Raw genomic sequence first — 17,124 nt, 5'->3', positions numbered from 1 at the left:
TCGTTATTACTTATGATAACTATCATAATCATTTATTTTTCTTATCGTCAATCATCGCATAGGATAAATATATAAATTGAATTGATGATTAGGGGATGATAGATTTGGAACCGAATTTAATCGTACAAAAAAATCCAAAAGAACCAATTAAAGATAAGGAGAAAATTTACTCGTTGTTTCTTGGAATCGGATTTACAATTTTAATCGCTTGCATCGGATTTGGATTATCTATAATCCCTAAGCTTGGTTATATTGGTCCGTTTGCATGTGCCATACTCGTTAGTGTTCTTTATAGACAAATTTTTGGATATCCAGAACATATACGTATTGGCATTCAATTTTCCTCAAAATACTTTTTAAGATTTGCGATTGTTCTATATGGTTTAAAATTAAATATGAATGTCATTTTTAATCAGGGTTTTATGATTATGATAAAAAGTGTGATAACAGTACTATTTTCTTTTATCGTGCTAATGTTGATTGCAAAATTGATAAAGGCAGATCTGAATCTTTCATTACTATTAAGTATTGGAACAGGAATATGTGGAGCTGCTGCCATCGCTGCAATTTCACCAATTATAAAAGCGAAGGAAGAAGATACAGCAATGGGGATCGGGATCATTGCCCTAGTAGGAACTATATTTTCAATTATTTATCCACTCCTCTTTCCTTTCTTACATCTAAGTAATGCAGAATACGGAACTTGGGCGGGCCTTAGCCTTCATGAAATTGCAAATGTTGCATTAGCAGCCGCACCAGCAGGAGAAAATGCTTTAACATTTGCTTTATTATCAAAACTATCAAGAGTTTTCCTCTTAATACCTGTAAGTTTTTTATTTATTTTATGGATGAATAAAAAAGGAATAAAAAAAGAAACTGAAGTCAAATTTACATTTCCTTGGTTTCTAATCGGTTTTATCTTGATGAGCTTTTTAGGAAGTTACTTCATAGGTGAATTAATTGAAACAAAGGAACTAAACATACCAATCGATTTTTTAACATCTTTTCTGTTAACGATGGCAATGACTGGTTTAGGTTTAAACATAAATGCAAAAGAGCTACGAATGAAGGCAATTCGTCCTTTCATTGCAATTTTGATTACTTCATTATTTCTATCAATCTTTGCTTTTTTTTGTTTTTAAGAGAGACATGAATATATCATGTCTTTTTCTCATTATTATCTTTGGATAACAATTGCACAGTGTAATATTTATCCATTGTTTTGAATTTTCAACCAATTAATGACTAATTACCCGTATTTTTTTGCGTTTTTTTGAAAAAATAGTCGAAAAATTCTTTGTACAAACCTTGAACGTATGTTATTATAAAAATCAATTAATCCTAACAAATAATATTTTTTCGTTAGTAATTGTCAGAATTTTCTATTTTTATATAAAACTATCAAAATAGTTAGGTTAATTTTAGAAAATTACAACAAGAATTTTAAGGAGGTTCATATGAGTTTATTTCGTAAAAAATCTGTCGTAAGTGCAACTCCAAGTAGTTCACTTAACAAAGTACTAGGTGCATTTGACCTAACAATGCTAGGAATTGGAGCTATCATAGGAACTGGTATTTTCGTATTAACAGGGGTAGCAGCTGCTGACTATGCTGGACCAGCACTTATTCTTTCATTTATTATTGCAGGGTTAGCGTGTACTTTCGCTGCATTATGTTACTCTGAATTTGCTTCCATGATTCCACAAGCAGGAAGTGCTTATACGTATAGCTATGTTGCTTTCGGTGAAGTAGTTGCTTGGATTTTAGGTTGGGATATGGTACTTGAATATGGACTAGCATCATCTGCAGTTGCTAGTGGATGGTCAGGATACTTCCAAAGTTTATTATCTGGTTTTGATATACACTTTCCAACAGCATTAACAAGTGCATTTGATCCAAAAAACGGAACATATATAGATTTACCGGCTGTATTAATTGTTTTAATCGTTACATTTATTCTAACTAGAGGTGTTAAAGAGTCAGCTAAACTTAACACTGTAATGGTAATTATCAAATTAGCTGTAGTAATACTTTTCATCGCAATTGGCGTTTGGTATGTTGAACCTACAAACTGGACACCATTTATGCCAATGGGATTTGGTGGTGTAACAGCTGGAGCAGCTGTTGTAGTATTTGCTTACTTTGGTTTTGATGCAGTATCAACTGCTGCTGAGGAAGTTAAAAATCCTCAACGTAACTTACCAATCGGTATTATCTCTGCATTAGCAGTATGTACAATTCTTTATATTGTTGTTTCATTAATTCTTACAGGTATCGTTCCATTCGATCAATTAGGCGTAAAAGATCCTGTAGCATTTGCATTAAACTTCATCCACCAGGATTGGGCGGCTGGATTCATTTCTCTTGGCGCAATCATCGGTATTACAACAGTATTAATGGTAATGATGTTTGGACAAACTCGTTTATTCTATGCAATTAGTCGTGATGGCTTACTACCTAACAAAATGTCTAAAGTTAACAAGAAAACTCAAGTACCTGTAGTAAGTACTTGGATTACTGGTGGATTAGTAGCAGCATTCGCTGGATTAATTCCATTAAATAAATTAGCAGAATTAACGAATATTGGTACACTATTCGCATTCTCAGCTGTATCACTTGGTATTTTAGTGTTAAGAAAAACTCAACCAGATTTAAAACGTGGCTTTAGAACTCCATGGGTGCCTGTTGTCCCAGTTCTAGCAATCGTATTCTGTGTATATTTAATGCTTCAACTTTCAGCATTTACTTGGAAAGGTTTCGTAGTTTGGTTAGTAATTGGTTTAATCATCTACGCTGCTTACGGTTACAGAAATAGCCGTTTAAATCCAGAAAACAAACTAAATGATTCAGAACACTCAGCTTAATTAAAAAATATCCCATTATAGGCAACTATAATGGGATATTTTTTTGTTTGAAGAGGTATGATATTTTAATAATTGAATTTATAATAAATATGAAAAATAGAATGAAAATATATGCTAATCAAAGGTAGGAGTGATTGAAATGAGTTATATTATAGGAATATTGGTTATTTCAATCAGTATTTTAATGATTTATCAATTGACCAAAAAGAATGTATCTTCCTCTAGTCAATTCGGAGTGTATGTTCATACCAATTCTGGCAAAATCCCTGAGCATATTGAACAAATACCAATCGTAGAAACTAAACATGAAATACCATACGAAGAATCACCACAATCTACAAATAACTCTGAATCAACGTGAAGGATGAAGAGCAGGAGTTGATGAAATGTTCCCCTTAAAAAACTACTATGAATCTTTTATTAAGAAAGAGATTATTGGCCTGAAAAGAGAAGTTGCTTTAAAACGTTTGAGTAATTTACTTGCATGTCAAAAGATTAGCAAAGATACAGTTGATGTTGTACATATCCGCTATTTTACTTGTACTGAAACACTTCAGCCTACTGATACATATCTAGGAACAATAGCGGTTAAATTCTCTAATGGATATGTTATAGATTCGGCAATTTCTACACCAAAAGAAACTAATAATGAAATACCTTTTATATAAGTTTAAGATTCACAAAACATTAATGACTGCATAAAATGCAGTCTATTTTTTCAGCAAGATTTCTTATATATTATTGGGTTAAAGCCTATTTAGTGTATAGACTAGTTCCATAGTCATCAAAAAAACATACGATACATTATCCACCTCTCCTAATTGTAATATTGCTACATTCCCCTTACAGGGAAGTTTTTGAAAGCCCCTAAAAATTTAGAGTGAAGGAGGTTTAACGAATGGGTAGTGAATATGGACATCATAACAGCTTTGCTCTGATTGTTGTATTATTCATCCTATTGATCATTGTTGGAGCAGCTTGTTTCGCAGGTGATCATTTTGGAGGCGGCTATGGCGCTTGGTAATAACTAAAAACTATAAAACCTCTTGAAAATATTCAAGAGGTTTTTTATTTACAGTTTATTTTAAAATTTAAGCATTCAAAACTTCTGATTGTTGGTAATTTCTTTCCACCGCAATCTTTTGTCTTTTAACATGAATATATTTCTCAAATCCTAAGTAACGATCTAAACTTAATACATAACTACGGTCTAAAGAAAGTAAAATTGCAAATGCACTTGTATAAAGTGTAAGACTGATTAAGTTCATATTGCCTGAAAGAATAAAATTAATATGCATGAAAAGACAAATCAGTATTGAAGGAAGTAGCATTAATCCTACGATCAATAAAATACCGATTATAATTTGTACAACTGGAATCGTGTAATTAAAAAACATATAATGCTTTAAAGCAAAGTGTTGAATGAAATACTTATAAAATTCCGGGACATTAGGCTTTTCAAGAGCCATTATAAAATAATTTTTAATAAAGACGCCAGGTTCGCTATACCAATTTTTTTCTGTAATTTTTGTGATACCAGCAAATAACCATCCTACTCCAAAAAGAATTCTCATCAGTGTAAATAATGCTTGAAATACCTTATCTTTTAATTGATGCATCATATTTTCCATTAATTAATCTCCATTTCTTTTGCCTAGAAAAAGAATCCTATTGGTCTTCATCTACATATCATGTTGTTACTAACTGGTAAATTTTTAGAGTATATAAGTCGTCTTATTTGCCACCTCATTTATTGAAAACGATTATCAATAACGTTAAAATATTAACAATAATGATAATCATTGTCAATTAGTTTTTTGTACTTACTTTCTCATTTTCATATATTTTATTTTTCTTATTGAATGACTTAACGTTCTGTTTGGTCATAAAAAAAATAAACCTCCAAAAATGGAGGGTTATTTTTTCAAACAAAGTATAGGTTTTTTGTTAAGCTTACCAATATAGACTTTCAATATAGTGGCACTTTGTACATACCTGTATATAATCGTTCTTTTGAAATTCATGTTCGCAAATTTTTTGGATATTAATTAATTCTTTTTTCAGTTGATTCACTTCTAATTCTAGCTCTTTTAATTGTTTTGCTATTTGGATCACCCGGCTCATTCGAGGCTCCCCCATTCAATCATTGGTATATTTCCCCACCATTTTTTCTAAATTGATCGGCCTTTTCTTTTAGACCCTCATCAATCGCTAACTCAAAATCCTTTTCATTTACTAAATCCCTAATATCTTGAGAAATTCTCATACTACAAAACTTTGGACCGCACATCGAACAGAAATGGGCTGTTTTTGCACCCTCAGCAGGTAAAGTTTCATCATGATATTCCATCGCTCTTTCTGGATCAAGTGATAGGTTAAATTGATCTCTCCATCTAAATTCAAATCTTGCTTTTGACAGTGCATCATCTCGTTTTTGAGCACCTGGATGCCCCTTCGCTAGATCCGCTGCATGTGCTGCGATTTTATAAGTAATGACTCCTACCCTAACGTCTTCTTTATTCGGCAATCCGAGATGTTCCTTTGGTGTTACATAACATAGCATTGCTGTACCAAACCAGCCAATCATTGCAGCACCTATTGCAGAAGTAATATGATCATAGCCCGGTGCGATATCCGTCGTAAGTGGTCCAAGAGTGTAAAAAGGAGCTTCATTACAAATCTCTAATTGTTTATCCATATTTTCTTTAATTAAATGCATTGGTACATGACCTGGTCCTTCGATCATTACTTGGACATCATGCTTCCAAGCTATTTTCGTCAGCTCCCCAAGTGTTTCTAATTCAGCAAACTGAGCGTCATCATTTGCATCTGCAATGGAACCGGGTCTTAATCCATCACCAAGTGAAAATGTAACATCATATCGTTTCATAATCTCACATATTTCTTCAAAATGAGTATATAAAAAATTTTCTTTATGATGTGCAAGACACCACTGTGCCATAATTGATCCACCTCTAGAAACGATACCTGTTACACGTTTTGCTGTTAGTGGTATATAGCGTAAAAGTACACCAGCATGAATTGTAAAATAGTCGACACCTTGCTCCGATTGTTCGATTAATGTATCTCTAAATACTTCCCATGATAAGTCTTCAGCAATTCCATTCACTTTTTCTAATGCCTGATATATTGGTACTGTTCCAACGGGTACTGGTGAATTTCTAATAATCCATTCACGAGTCGTGTGAATATTTTTTCCGGTAGACAGATCCATCATCGTATCTGCTCCCCAACGTGTTGCCCAAGTCATTTTTTCAACCTCTTCTTCAATCGATGAAGTGACAGCTGAGTTACCAATATTGGCATTGATTTTCACATGAAAATTACGACCGATAATCATTGGCTCACTCTCTGGATGATTTATATTTGAAGGAATGACTGCTCTCCCTCTCGCTACTTCAGATCTGACAAATTCAGGAGTAACATGCTCCCTAATAGCGATAAATTCCATTTCTGGCGTAATCAAACCTTGTCGTGCATAATGTAACTGCGTAATATTTGCACCATCTTTTGCTCGTAATGGTTTTCTATCTAGTCCTTGGAAGACCTCTATATTTTTCTGTACAACCTCACTTTTAAAGCCATTATCTTCAGGCTTTACTTTCCGACCATCATACTCGATTACATCTTCACGCTCAGTAATCCATTTTCCTCTTATAGACTTAAGTCCTTTACGAATATCAACTGTTTCGCTTTCATCGGTATAAGGACCGCTTGTATCATAAACACGTACAGGAGCGTTTTCCTCTTCCCCAAATGATCCAGTTGTTGGACTTAATATGATTTCACGCATCGGAACCAACAAGTCAGGTCTTGATCCTTCTACATATACTTTTTTACTTCCCGAAAAACTAGACATGATTGAAAAATTCATTTCATTTACAGAATTGTTCATTATGATTTCCCCTTTTTAATGTGATTAAAAAGAACAAAATCCAATCCACGATAAGCATGAAAAAAAGCCGTATCTTAAAAATATAAGACCCGGCTAATGGTTAGTTTGACTACAATAATGACAAATTATCACTACTGTAATAAACGCTAACTTCCCCACGCTGGTATGAACCAGATCAGGTCCTGAGGGTTAAGAAACTTAAAGCGCGTTTCTCTCTCAGCCCAACTAATTGGACACCCCTAGTCTAACTATTCATTTGTACAGACTTAATATAAACCTATGAATCAATCTTGTAAATCATTTTATTTACCTAAAATTTTACAGGGTTGGGTGAAAATTCATATCTATGCCTGGAAACATTCACTATTTTCACATTAAAAAATTATTTTTTATTATATTTTTAAGTGTCTATTTTGCTGACTTTTAAAATAATATTTACAAACTATCATTTTTTTAATCTTGAATTATTTTATTTTTATGCTATGCTAAATTTAATTTTCATAGTGTATTCATCACTAGGGGATCCCTTGATAAGGGCTGAGAATAAAGTAGTTACTTTAAAACCCTCATAACCTGAACAGGTTCGTACCTGCGTAGGAAAGTGGCGCAATGTCTTTTTATGCGTTTATTTGTGTATCTTACAAACCACTTTCCAGTTTTAGGAAAGTGGTTTTTCTTGTTTTAAAAGGAAATTTACAATACATACACCCTATTTCTCAAAAAGGAGGAGCAAATTTGAAGCTAATTGCAGTAACGAATAATATGTATTCTGTTCATGATCTTGCTTCAAAGATTATTCAAATACATGATGTTGTTGATTTAGTTCATATACGAGAAAAATCTAAAAGCAGCTCGGAACTACATACCCTATTAAATCTTTTAAGAGATAACAAAGTTCCTATGAACAAGATTGTCATAAATGACAGATTAGATGTAGCGTTGCTTAACAGTCTAATAAACATTCATTTGCCAACTCACGGCCATCCGGTCAAGTTAGTGAAAGAACAATATCCAACAATTAACGTCGGTCGCTCAGTCCATTCATTAGCAGAGGCTATTCAAGCTGAGAAGGATCTGGCCAATTATGTCATTTATGGACATTGCTTTATCACAAATTGCAAAAAAGGTTTACGTCCAAATGGAATTGATCAGTTAACTGAGATGAAAAAAGTTCTTACAATTCCAGTTTACGCAATTGGTGGAATAGCTCCTGATCATCTTCCTATACTAAAAGAGTGTCAGGTTGATGGAATTGCAGTAATGTCTGGTATTTTTTCTTCTGAAAACTCGCGTGATGCTGCTCTAAAATATATGGAGAGGTGCACTAGTAATCTATGAAACAACATTTTGATGTAATTGTAATTGGTGGTGGAATCATTGGATGCTCAATCGCTTATTACTTGGCAAAAGAAAAAATAGACGTTGCCGTATTCGAAGCACAAACGATTGGTTCGAAATCAACTAGCGCTGCAGCAGGCATGCTCGGAGCTCATTCTGAGTGCAATGATTCAAAGATTTTTTTACCTTTTGCAAGAAGCAGTCAACTAGCTTATTTTGAACTGAATGAAGAGCTTAAAAGACTAAGTCATATCGACATTGAGCTGAAAACAGGTGGGATTTTTAAACTTGCTTATAATGACGATGAAAAAATCCAATTAGCTTCCCTTCTTTCTCAATCAACGGTTAAGTGGTATGAACCAACTGAAATTCAAAGGAAAATACCTAATATAACAACAGATATAATTGGAGCAGCATATATAGAAGATGATGTAAGCGTCCTACCCACTTCTGTCTGTATGGCTTTTTGCAAAAGTGCACAAGTGCTCGGAGCTACAATACACGAAAATGCTTGTGTTTTAGACATTCAAAAAATTGAAAATACATTTATGATTCATTCTACAAATGGAAAATTTACAGCTGATAATATCGTCATTGCAAATGGGGTTTGGAGCACTTCTTTTTTCAAGCAGCTCGGATTAAATAATCGTCTTACCCCAGTTAAGGGAGAATGTCTTTCGGTTACAAGTGAACATTTGACGTTGGAGCATACAATTTTCCATGATCATAACTACATTGTTCCTAGGAACAATGGAAAACTTGTTATTGGTGCAACGATGGTTCAAAACGAATGGAATGAAAAACCAACCCTACTAGGTATTGAATCATTAATTGAAACTGCCAAAAAGATGCTACCTGATATGACTAAGATGACCATTGAATCATTTTGGGGAGGTTTAAGACCACAAACCATTGACCAAAAACCATATATCGGAAAACACCCTGATAATGACAATATATTTTTTGCAACTGGACACTTTCGAAATGGCATTCTTCTTGCTCCTGAAACGGGCAAAATGATTCGAGATTTTATTCTTAAAAGAAAGATTAGAACTGAGTGGGTAGAAGCGTTTAAAGTGAATCGGTAATTTTAAGGAGAGGTGTAAAACGTTTGATCATCCAATTAAATGGCAAAAGTATTCAGCTAGGTGAAAATATTTGTACAGTAAAAGATTTACTTCATTCTTATCAACTAGAAAATAGAATCGTTGTAGTAGAAGTGAATAAAGAAATATTGTATCGAGAACTGTACGGTACTACAGTTCTTTCAAACGGAGATATTGTAGAATTAATACATTTTGTAGGTGGAGGTTAATGATGTTAACAATTGGAAAACATTCATTTCATTCAAGATTGTTTCTAGGTACAGGCAAATACCCTTCTTTTGATATTCAAAAACAGGCTATTGAGGTATCTGAAACGGAAGTATTAACATTTGCTGTTAGGAGAATGAATATATTTGAGGAATCTCAACCAAACTTTCTTGAACAATTAGATTTAACAAAATATAAGCTTCTTCCAAATACCGCTGGGGCAAAAACTGCTGAAGAAGCCGTTAGAATCGCCAAACTAGCAAAAGCTTCAGGGCTATGTGACATGATTAAGGTTGAAGTAATTGGTTGCGACAAGTCGCTTTTACCCGATCCAATTGAAACATTAAAAGCCTCTGAAATGTTACTTTCAGAAGGATTTATCGTATTACCCTATACATCCGATGATGTCGTTTTAGCAAGAAGACTTGAAGAACTTGGAGTCCATGCAATCATGCCCGGCGCATCACCAATAGGGTCTGGAAAAGGTATTTTAAATCCTTTAAATTTAAAGTTTATTATTGAGCAATCCTCCGTTCCTGTTATTATTGACGCTGGAATTGGTTCACCTAAAGATGCAGCATTTGCTATGGAATTAGGCGCGGATGGCGTGTTACTAAATACGGCTGTTTCTGATGCTGCTGATCCAGTAAAGATGGCTATTGCAATGAAAATGGCTATTGAAGCAGGTAAGCTTGGTTTCGAAGCTGGAAGAATACGTGAAAAAAATTATGGGGTGGCAAGTAGTCCGATTACAGGGTTGGTGAGTTCTTGATTGACAGATATATGAAGCAGCAATTATTTTTAGGTAATGACGGACAAGAGAAAATACAACATGCAAGTGTACTAGTGATTGGAGCAGGAGCACTCGGCTCATCAATAGCAGAAATGCTAGTGCGTGCAGGCATTGGAGAATTGACGATTGTCGATCGTGATTATGTTGAATGGAGTAATTTGCAAAGACAACAGTTATATTCAGAAGAAGATGCTAAAAATAAGTTACCGAAAGCAATTGCAGCAAAAAATAGATTATTAGAATTAAATAGTAGCATAAACATTAATAGTTTTATTACAGACATCAATGCTAAAAACATTGATGAGTTTGTTAAAGAGAAAACTATTTTAATTGATGCAACTGATAATTTTGAAACTAGAATGATTGTAAATGATGCAGCTATAAAATTTGGTGTTCCATTTATTTTTGGTGCATGCGTGGCTAGCTATGGAATCACATTTCCAATTATTCCTGGTAAAACACCATGTTTAAACTGTGTATTAGAACATATACCCAGTTTACAAGATACATGTGATACTGTTGGTGTCATTAGCCCCATCGTTCAAATTATCACTGCATTTCAAGTTACATCTGCTTTAAAGCTCATCACTGGTACAGAAGTAATACCACTATTGCAATCTTATGATGTTTGGAAAAATGAAAAAGCTGACATAAACATTGAAAAGTTAAAACATAAAAATTGCCCTACATGCGGTGATTTGCCTATTTTTCCGTACTTACAAAGCGACCCAGAAATGAAAACAGATATATTATGTGGAAGGGATGCAATTCAATTAAGAAATATGTCCTCTCTTTCACTTTCTCTTGAGGAATTATCGAAGAGATTAATAAATGATGTGAATGACTTAATTGTGAATCCTTATTTACTTTCTTGTTCATTTGAGGATTATAGAATTGTATTATTTAAAGATGGCAGAGCAATTATTCATGGGACAAATCAACCTTCACAGGCAAAGTCTATTTATAAGAAAATAGTAAACTTCCAATAGGCATCATAAAAAGAAGAAGCTATTATGATAGCTTCTTCTAAAAAAATTATTTTACTTTTACAGTAAAATCGACTGTGAATTTTTGTCCGTTTTGTTGAAATTGTCCCCAGATTTTATACATGCCGCTTTTTGGGAAACTTGTCATAAATTTTGCTTCTGGACCTGTTGAATCTTCATTCATTGGATGAACATGTAAGTAGTTTTTTGTATCTTCACTAATAGCGACCACATGTCCAATTGCACCTAAGTAAGGTTGTAAATTTCTAATCGGTTTTTTTGATTTTTCATCCTTAATAGTAAAGGATAAAGTGATATCTTTATTTGTCGTTAACTCATCTGTTTTAAATGAGATTTCTTTGCCAGCAACTACTTTTGTTTGGTGCTGGTCTTCCTTTAGAACCACCGGACTTCGTTCACTACCTAATACTTGAATCGTTTTTGTTTTTACTGTTTTAGCAGAGTCTTTAGGCACAAAATCTGCATATAATGTATATTTTCCACCTGATGGAAAGTTTGGTGTAATAGTAAATAATCCATCTCCTTTATACTCTGGGTGGATATGGTCAAAATAAGATAAATCATTACTTACAACGATTAAATGCATTAACTTTTCATGTTCAACTTCAAAGTCCTTGATTGTTTTACCTTCTGAATCTTTAACTTTAATAACTAGTTCTGAATTCTCTCCACTTTTTGGATTTTGATTGAATGTAAAACTTACTTTAGTCTGCTTTTCTTTTTCTTTCTTTTCATGATTCATTCCATGATGATTCGATTCCGTATGATGTCCATTGTTTCCGCATCCGCTTAAACCGATCAATGTGATTGTACTAAGTATTAACATTAATTTTTTCATTGAAATAGTCTCCCCATAAGTATATTCTCTATCAACATCATTCTCTTATATATTACAGCCAAACAAAAAGCGAACCTTAGTCCGCCTTTGTTTTTTTATAAGATATCGTATCCTTGATCTTCAATTGCTTCTTTCACTTTTTCTACTGTTTCTGTATCTAGATGTTTGAATGATACTTCTTTATTTTCTAAACTAACAATTATATTGTTTGTATCTGATACACTTTCTACAGCCTTAGTAACCGCAGCCTTACAGTGTCCACAAGTCATTCCATTTACTTTTAAAATTGTTTCCATTTGATATTTCCTCCTTAAATTTTTACCCTTTTTAATCGAAGTGAATTTATGACAACTGATACTGAGCTAAATGCCATTGCAGCACCTGCTACCCATGGTTCAAGTAATCCCATAGCTGCAATTGGTATACCCAAGCTATTATAAAATAGAGCCCAGAATAAGTTTTGTCGTATATTATGCATTGTTTTCTTACTTAGTGAAATTGCCTTAGGAATATGAGATAAATCTCCACCAACAAGTGTGACATCCGCTGTTTCAATGGCAACATCTGCACCAGTTCCAATTGCCATTCCTATATCAGCTTTCGCAAGTGCAGGAGCATCATTAATTCCATCTCCAACCATTGCTACGACTTTACCTTGTTTTTGAAGTGTCTCAACTATTTCTGCTTTCTTTTCTGGTAACACTTCTGCGTAAACGTTCTCGATTCCAACAGCATCTGCAATTGCATTTGCAGTTCGAGCGTTATCACCTGTTACCATATACACTTCAATGTTTAAACTCTTTAATGACTGAATGGCCACATTTGAAGAATCCTTAATTGTATCTGCAACTGCAACAATTCCTTCAAGTTCTCCGTTAATTGCAACAATCATGCTAGTTTTACCCGAGGCTTCGAATTGAATTAGCTGTTCTTCAATGGAAGATGTAATTATATTCTTTTCCTGCATTAATTTACGTGTACCAATAGCAATTGAAGAATCTTCTACCATTGCTTCTACACCATACCCTGGAATTGCAACGAATTCTTTAACTTCTTTTAATTTCAAATCTTGTTGCTTAGCATAATCAACGATTGCTTGAGCCAATGGATGCTCTGACATTTTTTCCACACTCGCAACCAGACTCAGCAAATCATCTCGTTGATGAAGACTGATCACATCCGTTACTTCTGGTTTCCCTTTTGTAACCGTACCAGTTTTATCAAGAATAATTGCACCTATTTTTTGAGTGGTTTCTAAATATTCTCCACCTTTATATAAAATACCGTGTTCCGCACCTTTTCCACTTCCTACCATAATAGAAGTAGGTGTTGCTAACCCAAGTGCACAAGGGCAAGCTATCACTAAAACTGCAATTGCAGCTTCGATCGCTTTCGGTAAATTTTGAGGATCAATCATGAAAAACCAAATCAGAAAGGTTATGGTCGCAATGATTATGACAATTGGAACAAATATATTTGAAATTTGGTCTGCTAGTCGTTGAATTGGCGCTTTTGAACCTTGAGCTTCTTCAACGATTCTCACGATATTTGCTAATGCAGTATCTTTCCCAACCTTCTCAGCTTCTATCGTCAAGAAACCATTTCCATTTACAGTTGCCCCAACTACTTTATCGCCTTTCTTTTTATCAACCGGCAGGGATTCCCCGGTAATCATAGATTCATCTACCGTAGACATTCCAGAAAGAATCATACCATCTACGGGTATCTTTTCTCCTGGTTTCACAAGAAGATGATCTCCAACTTTGACATCTTCAAATGATACTTTTACTTCTTCTCCATCTTTTAAAATAGTGGCTTCCTTGGCTTGTAACTCCAATAACTTCGAAATTGCCTCAGTTGTTCTACCCTTCGCAATATGCTCAAAATATTTACCAAGCAAAACTAGTGTAATCAGTACCGCACTTGTTTCGAAATAAAGATGAGGCATATACGAAGAATCTGATACTGTCTTCAGTGTTTCCACTAAACTATAAAAATAAGCAGCAGAAGTACCAAGTACAACAAGCACATCCATATTCGCACTTCTATTCCGTAAAGCCCGAAATGCTCCTTCGTAGAAATGCCAACCAATGATAAACTGAACTGGAGTTGCAAGTATCAATTGAAACCAAGGATTCATTAATAAATGTGGCATCCAAATATTAGTTGAAATTGGTAAATGTGTAACCATTGAGTACAACAATGGTAGTGATAGAATAATTGAAAACATTAATTGTAATAACTTTTTTTTCGTTGCATGATTTCCTTTATTTACATCCTCATTTTTTACAGTGGCACTATAACCAATGTGATGGATTTTATCTATAATTGATTGAAGTGAACGAACTTCGGGTAAATAGTCAATGGTTGCAGTATTCATCGCTAAGTTTACGTTAATTTTTGTAATACCTTCCATTTTTCCGATTACCTTTTCAATTCGTGCAGAACATGCAGCACATGTCATACCTTCAATATCAAGTGTTGCATGTTCAAGAGCAACCTCGTAGCCGATGTTATGAATTTTATCTATTATATCCGTAGTTTGATACTTCTGATCGTACATAATAGTGGCTCTTTCTAAAGCAAGATTTACGTTTGCTTCAACGCCATCCATTCGGTTTAAACTTTTTTCGATTCTGGTTGCACATGCAGCACAGGTCATTCCTTCAATACCGAGTGTTAACTGCCTTGTTTCACTCATATATATCAGACCCCTTTATTTTACGTAGCGTTTAATAACCTCCATTAATTCAGTTACGGATGCTTCTCCATTGTTTTCTTTCACTGCTTTTACCATACAATGATTAGCATGTCTCTCAATTAATGAAAAGCTTACTTTTTTCATTGCAGCTTCGATCGCCATTATTTGAGTTAATATATCTATACAATAACGGTCTTCCTCGACCATTTTTTGAATACCACGTACTTGACCTTCGATTCTGCGAAGACGTTTCATTAAATTTTCAATTTCCTCTTCACTTCTAGGCACCATAGAATCGTCATGACAATTTTCCATTTTATCACCTCACTCATATTATATACTCATAGGGGGTATAGGTGTCAATTTTTTTATTCTATTTATTTTTAGTTGTCCATATGATGATACAAAGCGACTAATTAGGGGGTATTATGTATGTTGACGGGTTGGATCTGCATATGCGTATCAGTTCTCATATCCTTTCTATCTATTTATAATCGTCCAACTAAGGATGATCGAATGAATCAAATGATGTTTACGATGATAATTAGTATGACAACTGGGTTATCCATTGGCGTATTGATTACTCTCACGATGCCTCAACAATTTTTCTATTCACTTTTACTTTCAATGGGGCTTTCTGCTTCAATTGGTTTATTTATTGGACTGCGACTTAACTTTCTTGCATTGTTAGAAGGAATATTTACAGGGATGATGTCGGGTATGATGGGGAGTATGATGGTCTCAATGCTTTCAATAACAGAAGCAAAAACACTATTGTTAATTTGTTTATTACTTGTCACATGTACTTCTATTTTTTGTTCAATCATGTTCTTAAGCGATCAATTCCCAAAGCTTTTATCCTCATTCTTTCCAGCTATTTTTATTTCTAGCCTGTTGATTATTTTTACTGTTTACTATTCCTTTTCACATGATGAAAGTAATTTCATTTCAAGTGATATTCATAATCAACACTCTCAATAAGTGTAAAAAGGCATCCATATTGGATGCCTTTTTCATAAAAAAATTTATTTAAATATTAAATGAATTGATTGCTTTAAAAATGAATGTATTTTGCTGGATCAACTGCATTTGATTTCGCCTGATTCCATTGTCCTTCATGTAATTCAAAGTGTAGATGCTGACCAAATGATTTACCTGTGTTCCCCATTGTTCCAATTGCTTGGCCTTTAGAAATACTTTGACCAGATGACACTTTAAAACTACTCATGTGGGCATATACAGAAGTAAATACTTTTCCATCAATATTATGTGTAATAAATACAACATTTCCATAACTAGATGATTTGTATGCACGTATCACCACTCCATCTGCTACTGAGACGATTGGCACATTGCCTTTTTTGACAATATCGACTCCTGAGTGTTCTTCGTTATCAAATGAACGGTATCCGAAACCAGAAGATACATACCCATCTGCAGGTCGCATAAATTCACCACTTGAATGAGAATTTTTCGAAGCAGATTTTATTGCTTTTTCTTGTTCTGCTAAAAGCTCTTCTTGTTCTTCTAAACTTAGTACATCATGTTCTTTTTCATGTATCTCAGATTTCAGCTTTTCTAGTATAGCCTTCATTTGAATTTCTTGATTCATAAGTGTACGATTTAGATTTTGAAGCATTTCTTTATCGTTCTCTAGTTTAGTTTGCGAAATATATAAATCTTTTTCTTTTTGTTCAACTTTTTTCAAATCATTTTGTTGGTCAACTAAAATATGTTGATCTGAATCCATAAATTTCGCTATTGTATTGATACCTTGAAATAACTCTCCAATATTAGATGCACCAAATAAGATATCTAAGTACTTCTTATTTCCACCCGATTTTTGAAGTGTTCTCAACCGATCGTCTATAATGACTTGACGTTGATCTAAACGATTTTGAAGATTCATGATTTCATCTTGCATAATCGCAATTTCTTTTTTACCTTTTACTAATTCTATTTCTTTTTCTCTCATCACTTCTTTGGCATGTTCAATGGAAGTATTGATAGAATCTAAAGAGTTTACTAAAACTTCTTGTTTATTCCTTAATTGTTCAATCTCATTTTTCACTTTTTGAGTTTGTTCTTGAACTTTTATCCTTTTATCTTGAATTCTATTAATCTCTGTACTTTTATTACTTGAAGCAAATGCACCATTAGGCAGTAAAGCAAATGACAAACTACTTGCAATTGCTACTAGTGCAAAATTATTCACAATTCGTTTCATCTTCTTCTCCCTAAGTCTTGACATATACTTATACATGTTAACTTAGGAATGTAACGTTGTCATGCCAATTAGACAACATTCATATTACAACTCTTTTACAAGTCCTTTTCTATGCAACGAAAAAAAC

The 17,124-nt window shown here is 33.8% G+C and carries 19 protein-coding genes and 2 riboswitches; of the genes, 11 read left to right on the top strand and 8 right to left on the bottom strand.

Annotated elements, in window-relative coordinates; genetic code table 11:
* Positions 1-95: 95 nt before the first annotated feature.
* The 5 genes from CAB05_RS09715 (at position 96) to CAB05_RS09695 (ending at position 3,888) form a co-directional block, all read left to right on the top strand.
* A complete protein-coding gene (locus tag CAB05_RS09715) occupies positions 96-1,142 on the top strand; it encodes a YeiH family protein (RefSeq protein WP_087999648.1) in 1,047 nt (348 codons plus the stop codon).
* 315 nt (positions 1,143-1,457) lie between these two features.
* Positions 1,458-2,864 carry a branched-chain amino acid transporter BcaP gene (gene bcaP, locus CAB05_RS09710; protein ID WP_087999647.1) on the top strand — a complete coding sequence of 469 codons (1,407 nt, stop codon included), beginning with the start codon at positions 1,458-1,460 and terminating at the stop codon, positions 2,862-2,864.
* Between the two features lie 139 nt (positions 2,865-3,003).
* Positions 3,004-3,225: a hypothetical protein gene (locus CAB05_RS09705; RefSeq protein WP_087999646.1), complete on the top strand. Its 222-nt coding sequence runs from the start codon at positions 3,004-3,006 to the stop codon at positions 3,223-3,225.
* Positions 3,226-3,250: 25 nt separating this feature from the next.
* Positions 3,251-3,532, top strand: coding sequence for a hypothetical protein (locus CAB05_RS09700; protein WP_087999645.1), 282 nt, complete (start codon positions 3,251-3,253; stop codon positions 3,530-3,532).
* A gap of 230 nt (positions 3,533-3,762) precedes the next feature.
* Positions 3,763-3,888 carry a YjcZ family sporulation protein gene (locus tag CAB05_RS09695; RefSeq protein WP_087999644.1) on the top strand — a complete coding sequence of 42 codons (126 nt, stop codon included), beginning with the start codon at positions 3,763-3,765 and terminating at the stop codon, positions 3,886-3,888.
* Between the two features lie 67 nt (positions 3,889-3,955).
* On the opposite strand, the gene CAB05_RS09690 is transcribed toward CAB05_RS09695, so the two are convergent.
* The 3 genes from CAB05_RS09690 to thiC form a co-directional block, all read right to left on the bottom strand.
* Positions 3,956-4,495: a DoxX family membrane protein gene (locus tag CAB05_RS09690; RefSeq protein ID WP_235821419.1), complete on the bottom strand. Its 540-nt coding sequence runs from the start codon at positions 4,493-4,495 to the stop codon at positions 3,956-3,958.
* 322 nt (positions 4,496-4,817) lie between these two features.
* On the bottom strand, positions 4,818-4,988 hold the full coding sequence (locus CAB05_RS22130; RefSeq protein ID WP_158093233.1) for a hypothetical protein: 171 nt from the start codon (positions 4,986-4,988) through the stop codon (positions 4,818-4,820).
* 19 nt (positions 4,989-5,007) lie between these two features.
* The gene (thiC, locus tag CAB05_RS09685) at positions 5,008-6,783 is read right to left on the bottom strand and encodes a phosphomethylpyrimidine synthase ThiC (protein WP_087999643.1); all 1,776 of its coding nucleotides are present in this window, start codon (positions 6,781-6,783) and stop codon (positions 5,008-5,010) included.
* 132 nt (positions 6,784-6,915) lie between these two features.
* Positions 6,916-7,031, bottom strand: a riboswitch (TPP riboswitch).
* Positions 7,032-7,287: 256 nt separating this feature from the next.
* Positions 7,288-7,397, top strand: a riboswitch (TPP riboswitch).
* Between the two features lie 118 nt (positions 7,398-7,515).
* Here thiC and CAB05_RS09680 point away from each other — a divergent pair.
* Genes CAB05_RS09680 through CAB05_RS09660 form a run of 5 tightly spaced genes read left to right on the top strand, consistent with a single transcriptional unit; the run spans position 7,516 to position 11,213 of the window.
* A complete protein-coding gene (locus tag CAB05_RS09680) occupies positions 7,516-8,118 on the top strand; it encodes a thiamine phosphate synthase (protein WP_088000369.1) in 603 nt (200 codons plus the stop codon).
* On the top strand, positions 8,115-9,206 hold the full coding sequence (gene thiO / locus CAB05_RS09675; protein ID WP_087999642.1) for a glycine oxidase ThiO: 1,092 nt from the start codon (positions 8,115-8,117) through the stop codon (positions 9,204-9,206). Before CAB05_RS09680 ends, thiO begins: the two co-directional genes overlap by 4 nt.
* Before the next feature lie 23 nt (positions 9,207-9,229).
* Entirely contained in the window at positions 9,230-9,433 is a 204-nt protein-coding gene (thiS, locus tag CAB05_RS09670) for a sulfur carrier protein ThiS (RefSeq protein ID WP_087999641.1), read from the top strand.
* 2 nt (positions 9,434-9,435) lie between these two features.
* Positions 9,436-10,203 carry a thiazole synthase gene (locus CAB05_RS09665; protein WP_088000367.1) on the top strand — a complete coding sequence of 256 codons (768 nt, stop codon included), beginning with the start codon at positions 9,436-9,438 and terminating at the stop codon, positions 10,201-10,203.
* The gene (locus CAB05_RS09660) at positions 10,200-11,213 is read left to right on the top strand and encodes a ThiF family adenylyltransferase (RefSeq protein ID WP_087999640.1); all 1,014 of its coding nucleotides are present in this window, start codon (positions 10,200-10,202) and stop codon (positions 11,211-11,213) included. Before CAB05_RS09665 ends, CAB05_RS09660 begins: the two co-directional genes overlap by 4 nt.
* A gap of 46 nt (positions 11,214-11,259) precedes the next feature.
* Here the strand turns inward: CAB05_RS09660 and CAB05_RS09655 are convergent, their stop codons facing one another.
* The 4 genes from CAB05_RS09655 to CAB05_RS09640 all read right to left on the bottom strand — a co-directional run bounded on the left by CAB05_RS09655 (position 11,260) and on the right by CAB05_RS09640 (position 15,085).
* Positions 11,260-12,069 carry a DUF8832 domain-containing protein gene (locus CAB05_RS09655; protein WP_087999639.1) on the bottom strand — a complete coding sequence of 270 codons (810 nt, stop codon included), beginning with the start codon at positions 12,067-12,069 and terminating at the stop codon, positions 11,260-11,262.
* A gap of 95 nt (positions 12,070-12,164) precedes the next feature.
* Positions 12,165-12,365, bottom strand: coding sequence for a cation transporter (locus CAB05_RS09650; protein WP_087999638.1), 201 nt, complete (start codon positions 12,363-12,365; stop codon positions 12,165-12,167).
* A gap of 14 nt (positions 12,366-12,379) precedes the next feature.
* Positions 12,380-14,770, bottom strand: coding sequence for a heavy metal translocating P-type ATPase (locus CAB05_RS09645; RefSeq protein WP_087999637.1), 2,391 nt, complete (start codon positions 14,768-14,770; stop codon positions 12,380-12,382).
* A 15-nt stretch (positions 14,771-14,785) separates the two neighbouring features.
* The gene (locus tag CAB05_RS09640) at positions 14,786-15,085 is read right to left on the bottom strand and encodes a metal-sensing transcriptional repressor (RefSeq protein ID WP_087999636.1); all 300 of its coding nucleotides are present in this window, start codon (positions 15,083-15,085) and stop codon (positions 14,786-14,788) included.
* A 117-nt stretch (positions 15,086-15,202) separates the two neighbouring features.
* On the opposite strand from CAB05_RS09640, the gene CAB05_RS09635 reads away from it, so the two are divergent.
* Entirely contained in the window at positions 15,203-15,751 is a 549-nt protein-coding gene (locus CAB05_RS09635; protein WP_142283076.1) for a hypothetical protein, read from the top strand.
* A 73-nt stretch (positions 15,752-15,824) separates the two neighbouring features.
* Here CAB05_RS09635 and CAB05_RS09630 read toward each other — a convergent pair whose 3' ends face one another.
* Positions 15,825-16,997, bottom strand: coding sequence for a murein hydrolase activator EnvC family protein (locus tag CAB05_RS09630; RefSeq protein WP_235821418.1), 1,173 nt, complete (start codon positions 16,995-16,997; stop codon positions 15,825-15,827).
* Positions 16,998-17,124: the final 127 nt, after the last annotated feature.

Origin of the sequence: Gottfriedia solisilvae, from assembly GCF_002128405.1 — a bacterium.
GTDB lineage: Bacteria > Bacillota > Bacilli > Bacillales > Bacillaceae_G > Gottfriedia > Gottfriedia solisilvae.
Note: the sequence above shows the minus strand (reverse complement) of the source record. Positions and strands in the feature narration are given on the sequence as shown.

What these genes read in the sequence shown, in the direction of transcription:
- CAB05_RS09665 (WP_088000367.1), top strand. Translation starts at nt 9,436, where the DNA reads ATGTTAACAATTGGAAAACATTCATTTCATTCAAGATTGTTTCTAGGT.
- CAB05_RS09715 (WP_087999648.1), top strand. Translation starts at nt 96, where the DNA reads ATGATAGATTTGGAACCGAATTTAATCGTACAAAAAAATCCAAAAGAA.
- CAB05_RS09700 (WP_087999645.1), top strand. Translation starts at nt 3,251, where the DNA reads ATGTTCCCCTTAAAAAACTACTATGAATCTTTTATTAAGAAAGAGATT.
- CAB05_RS09705 (WP_087999646.1), top strand. Translation starts at nt 3,004, where the DNA reads ATGAGTTATATTATAGGAATATTGGTTATTTCAATCAGTATTTTAATG.
- CAB05_RS09640 (WP_087999636.1), bottom strand. Translation starts at nt 15,085, where the DNA reads ATGGAAAATTGTCATGACGATTCTATGGTGCCTAGAAGTGAAGAGGAA.
- CAB05_RS09630 (WP_235821418.1), bottom strand. Translation starts at nt 16,997, where the DNA reads ATGAAACGAATTGTGAATAATTTTGCACTAGTAGCAATTGCAAGTAGT.
- CAB05_RS09650 (WP_087999638.1), bottom strand. Translation starts at nt 12,365, where the DNA reads ATGGAAACAATTTTAAAAGTAAATGGAATGACTTGTGGACACTGTAAG.
- CAB05_RS09695 (WP_087999644.1), top strand. Translation starts at nt 3,763, where the DNA reads ATGGGTAGTGAATATGGACATCATAACAGCTTTGCTCTGATTGTTGTA.
- CAB05_RS22130 (WP_158093233.1), bottom strand. Translation starts at nt 4,988, where the DNA reads ATGAGCCGGGTGATCCAAATAGCAAAACAATTAAAAGAGCTAGAATTA.
- bcaP (WP_087999647.1), top strand. Translation starts at nt 1,458, where the DNA reads ATGAGTTTATTTCGTAAAAAATCTGTCGTAAGTGCAACTCCAAGTAGT.
- thiO (WP_087999642.1), top strand. Translation starts at nt 8,115, where the DNA reads ATGAAACAACATTTTGATGTAATTGTAATTGGTGGTGGAATCATTGGA.
- CAB05_RS09655 (WP_087999639.1), bottom strand. Translation starts at nt 12,069, where the DNA reads ATGAAAAAATTAATGTTAATACTTAGTACAATCACATTGATCGGTTTA.
- CAB05_RS09635 (WP_142283076.1), top strand. Translation starts at nt 15,203, where the DNA reads ATGTTGACGGGTTGGATCTGCATATGCGTATCAGTTCTCATATCCTTT.
- CAB05_RS09645 (WP_087999637.1), bottom strand. Translation starts at nt 14,770, where the DNA reads ATGAGTGAAACAAGGCAGTTAACACTCGGTATTGAAGGAATGACCTGT.
- CAB05_RS09690 (WP_235821419.1), bottom strand. Translation starts at nt 4,495, where the DNA reads ATGGAAAATATGATGCATCAATTAAAAGATAAGGTATTTCAAGCATTA.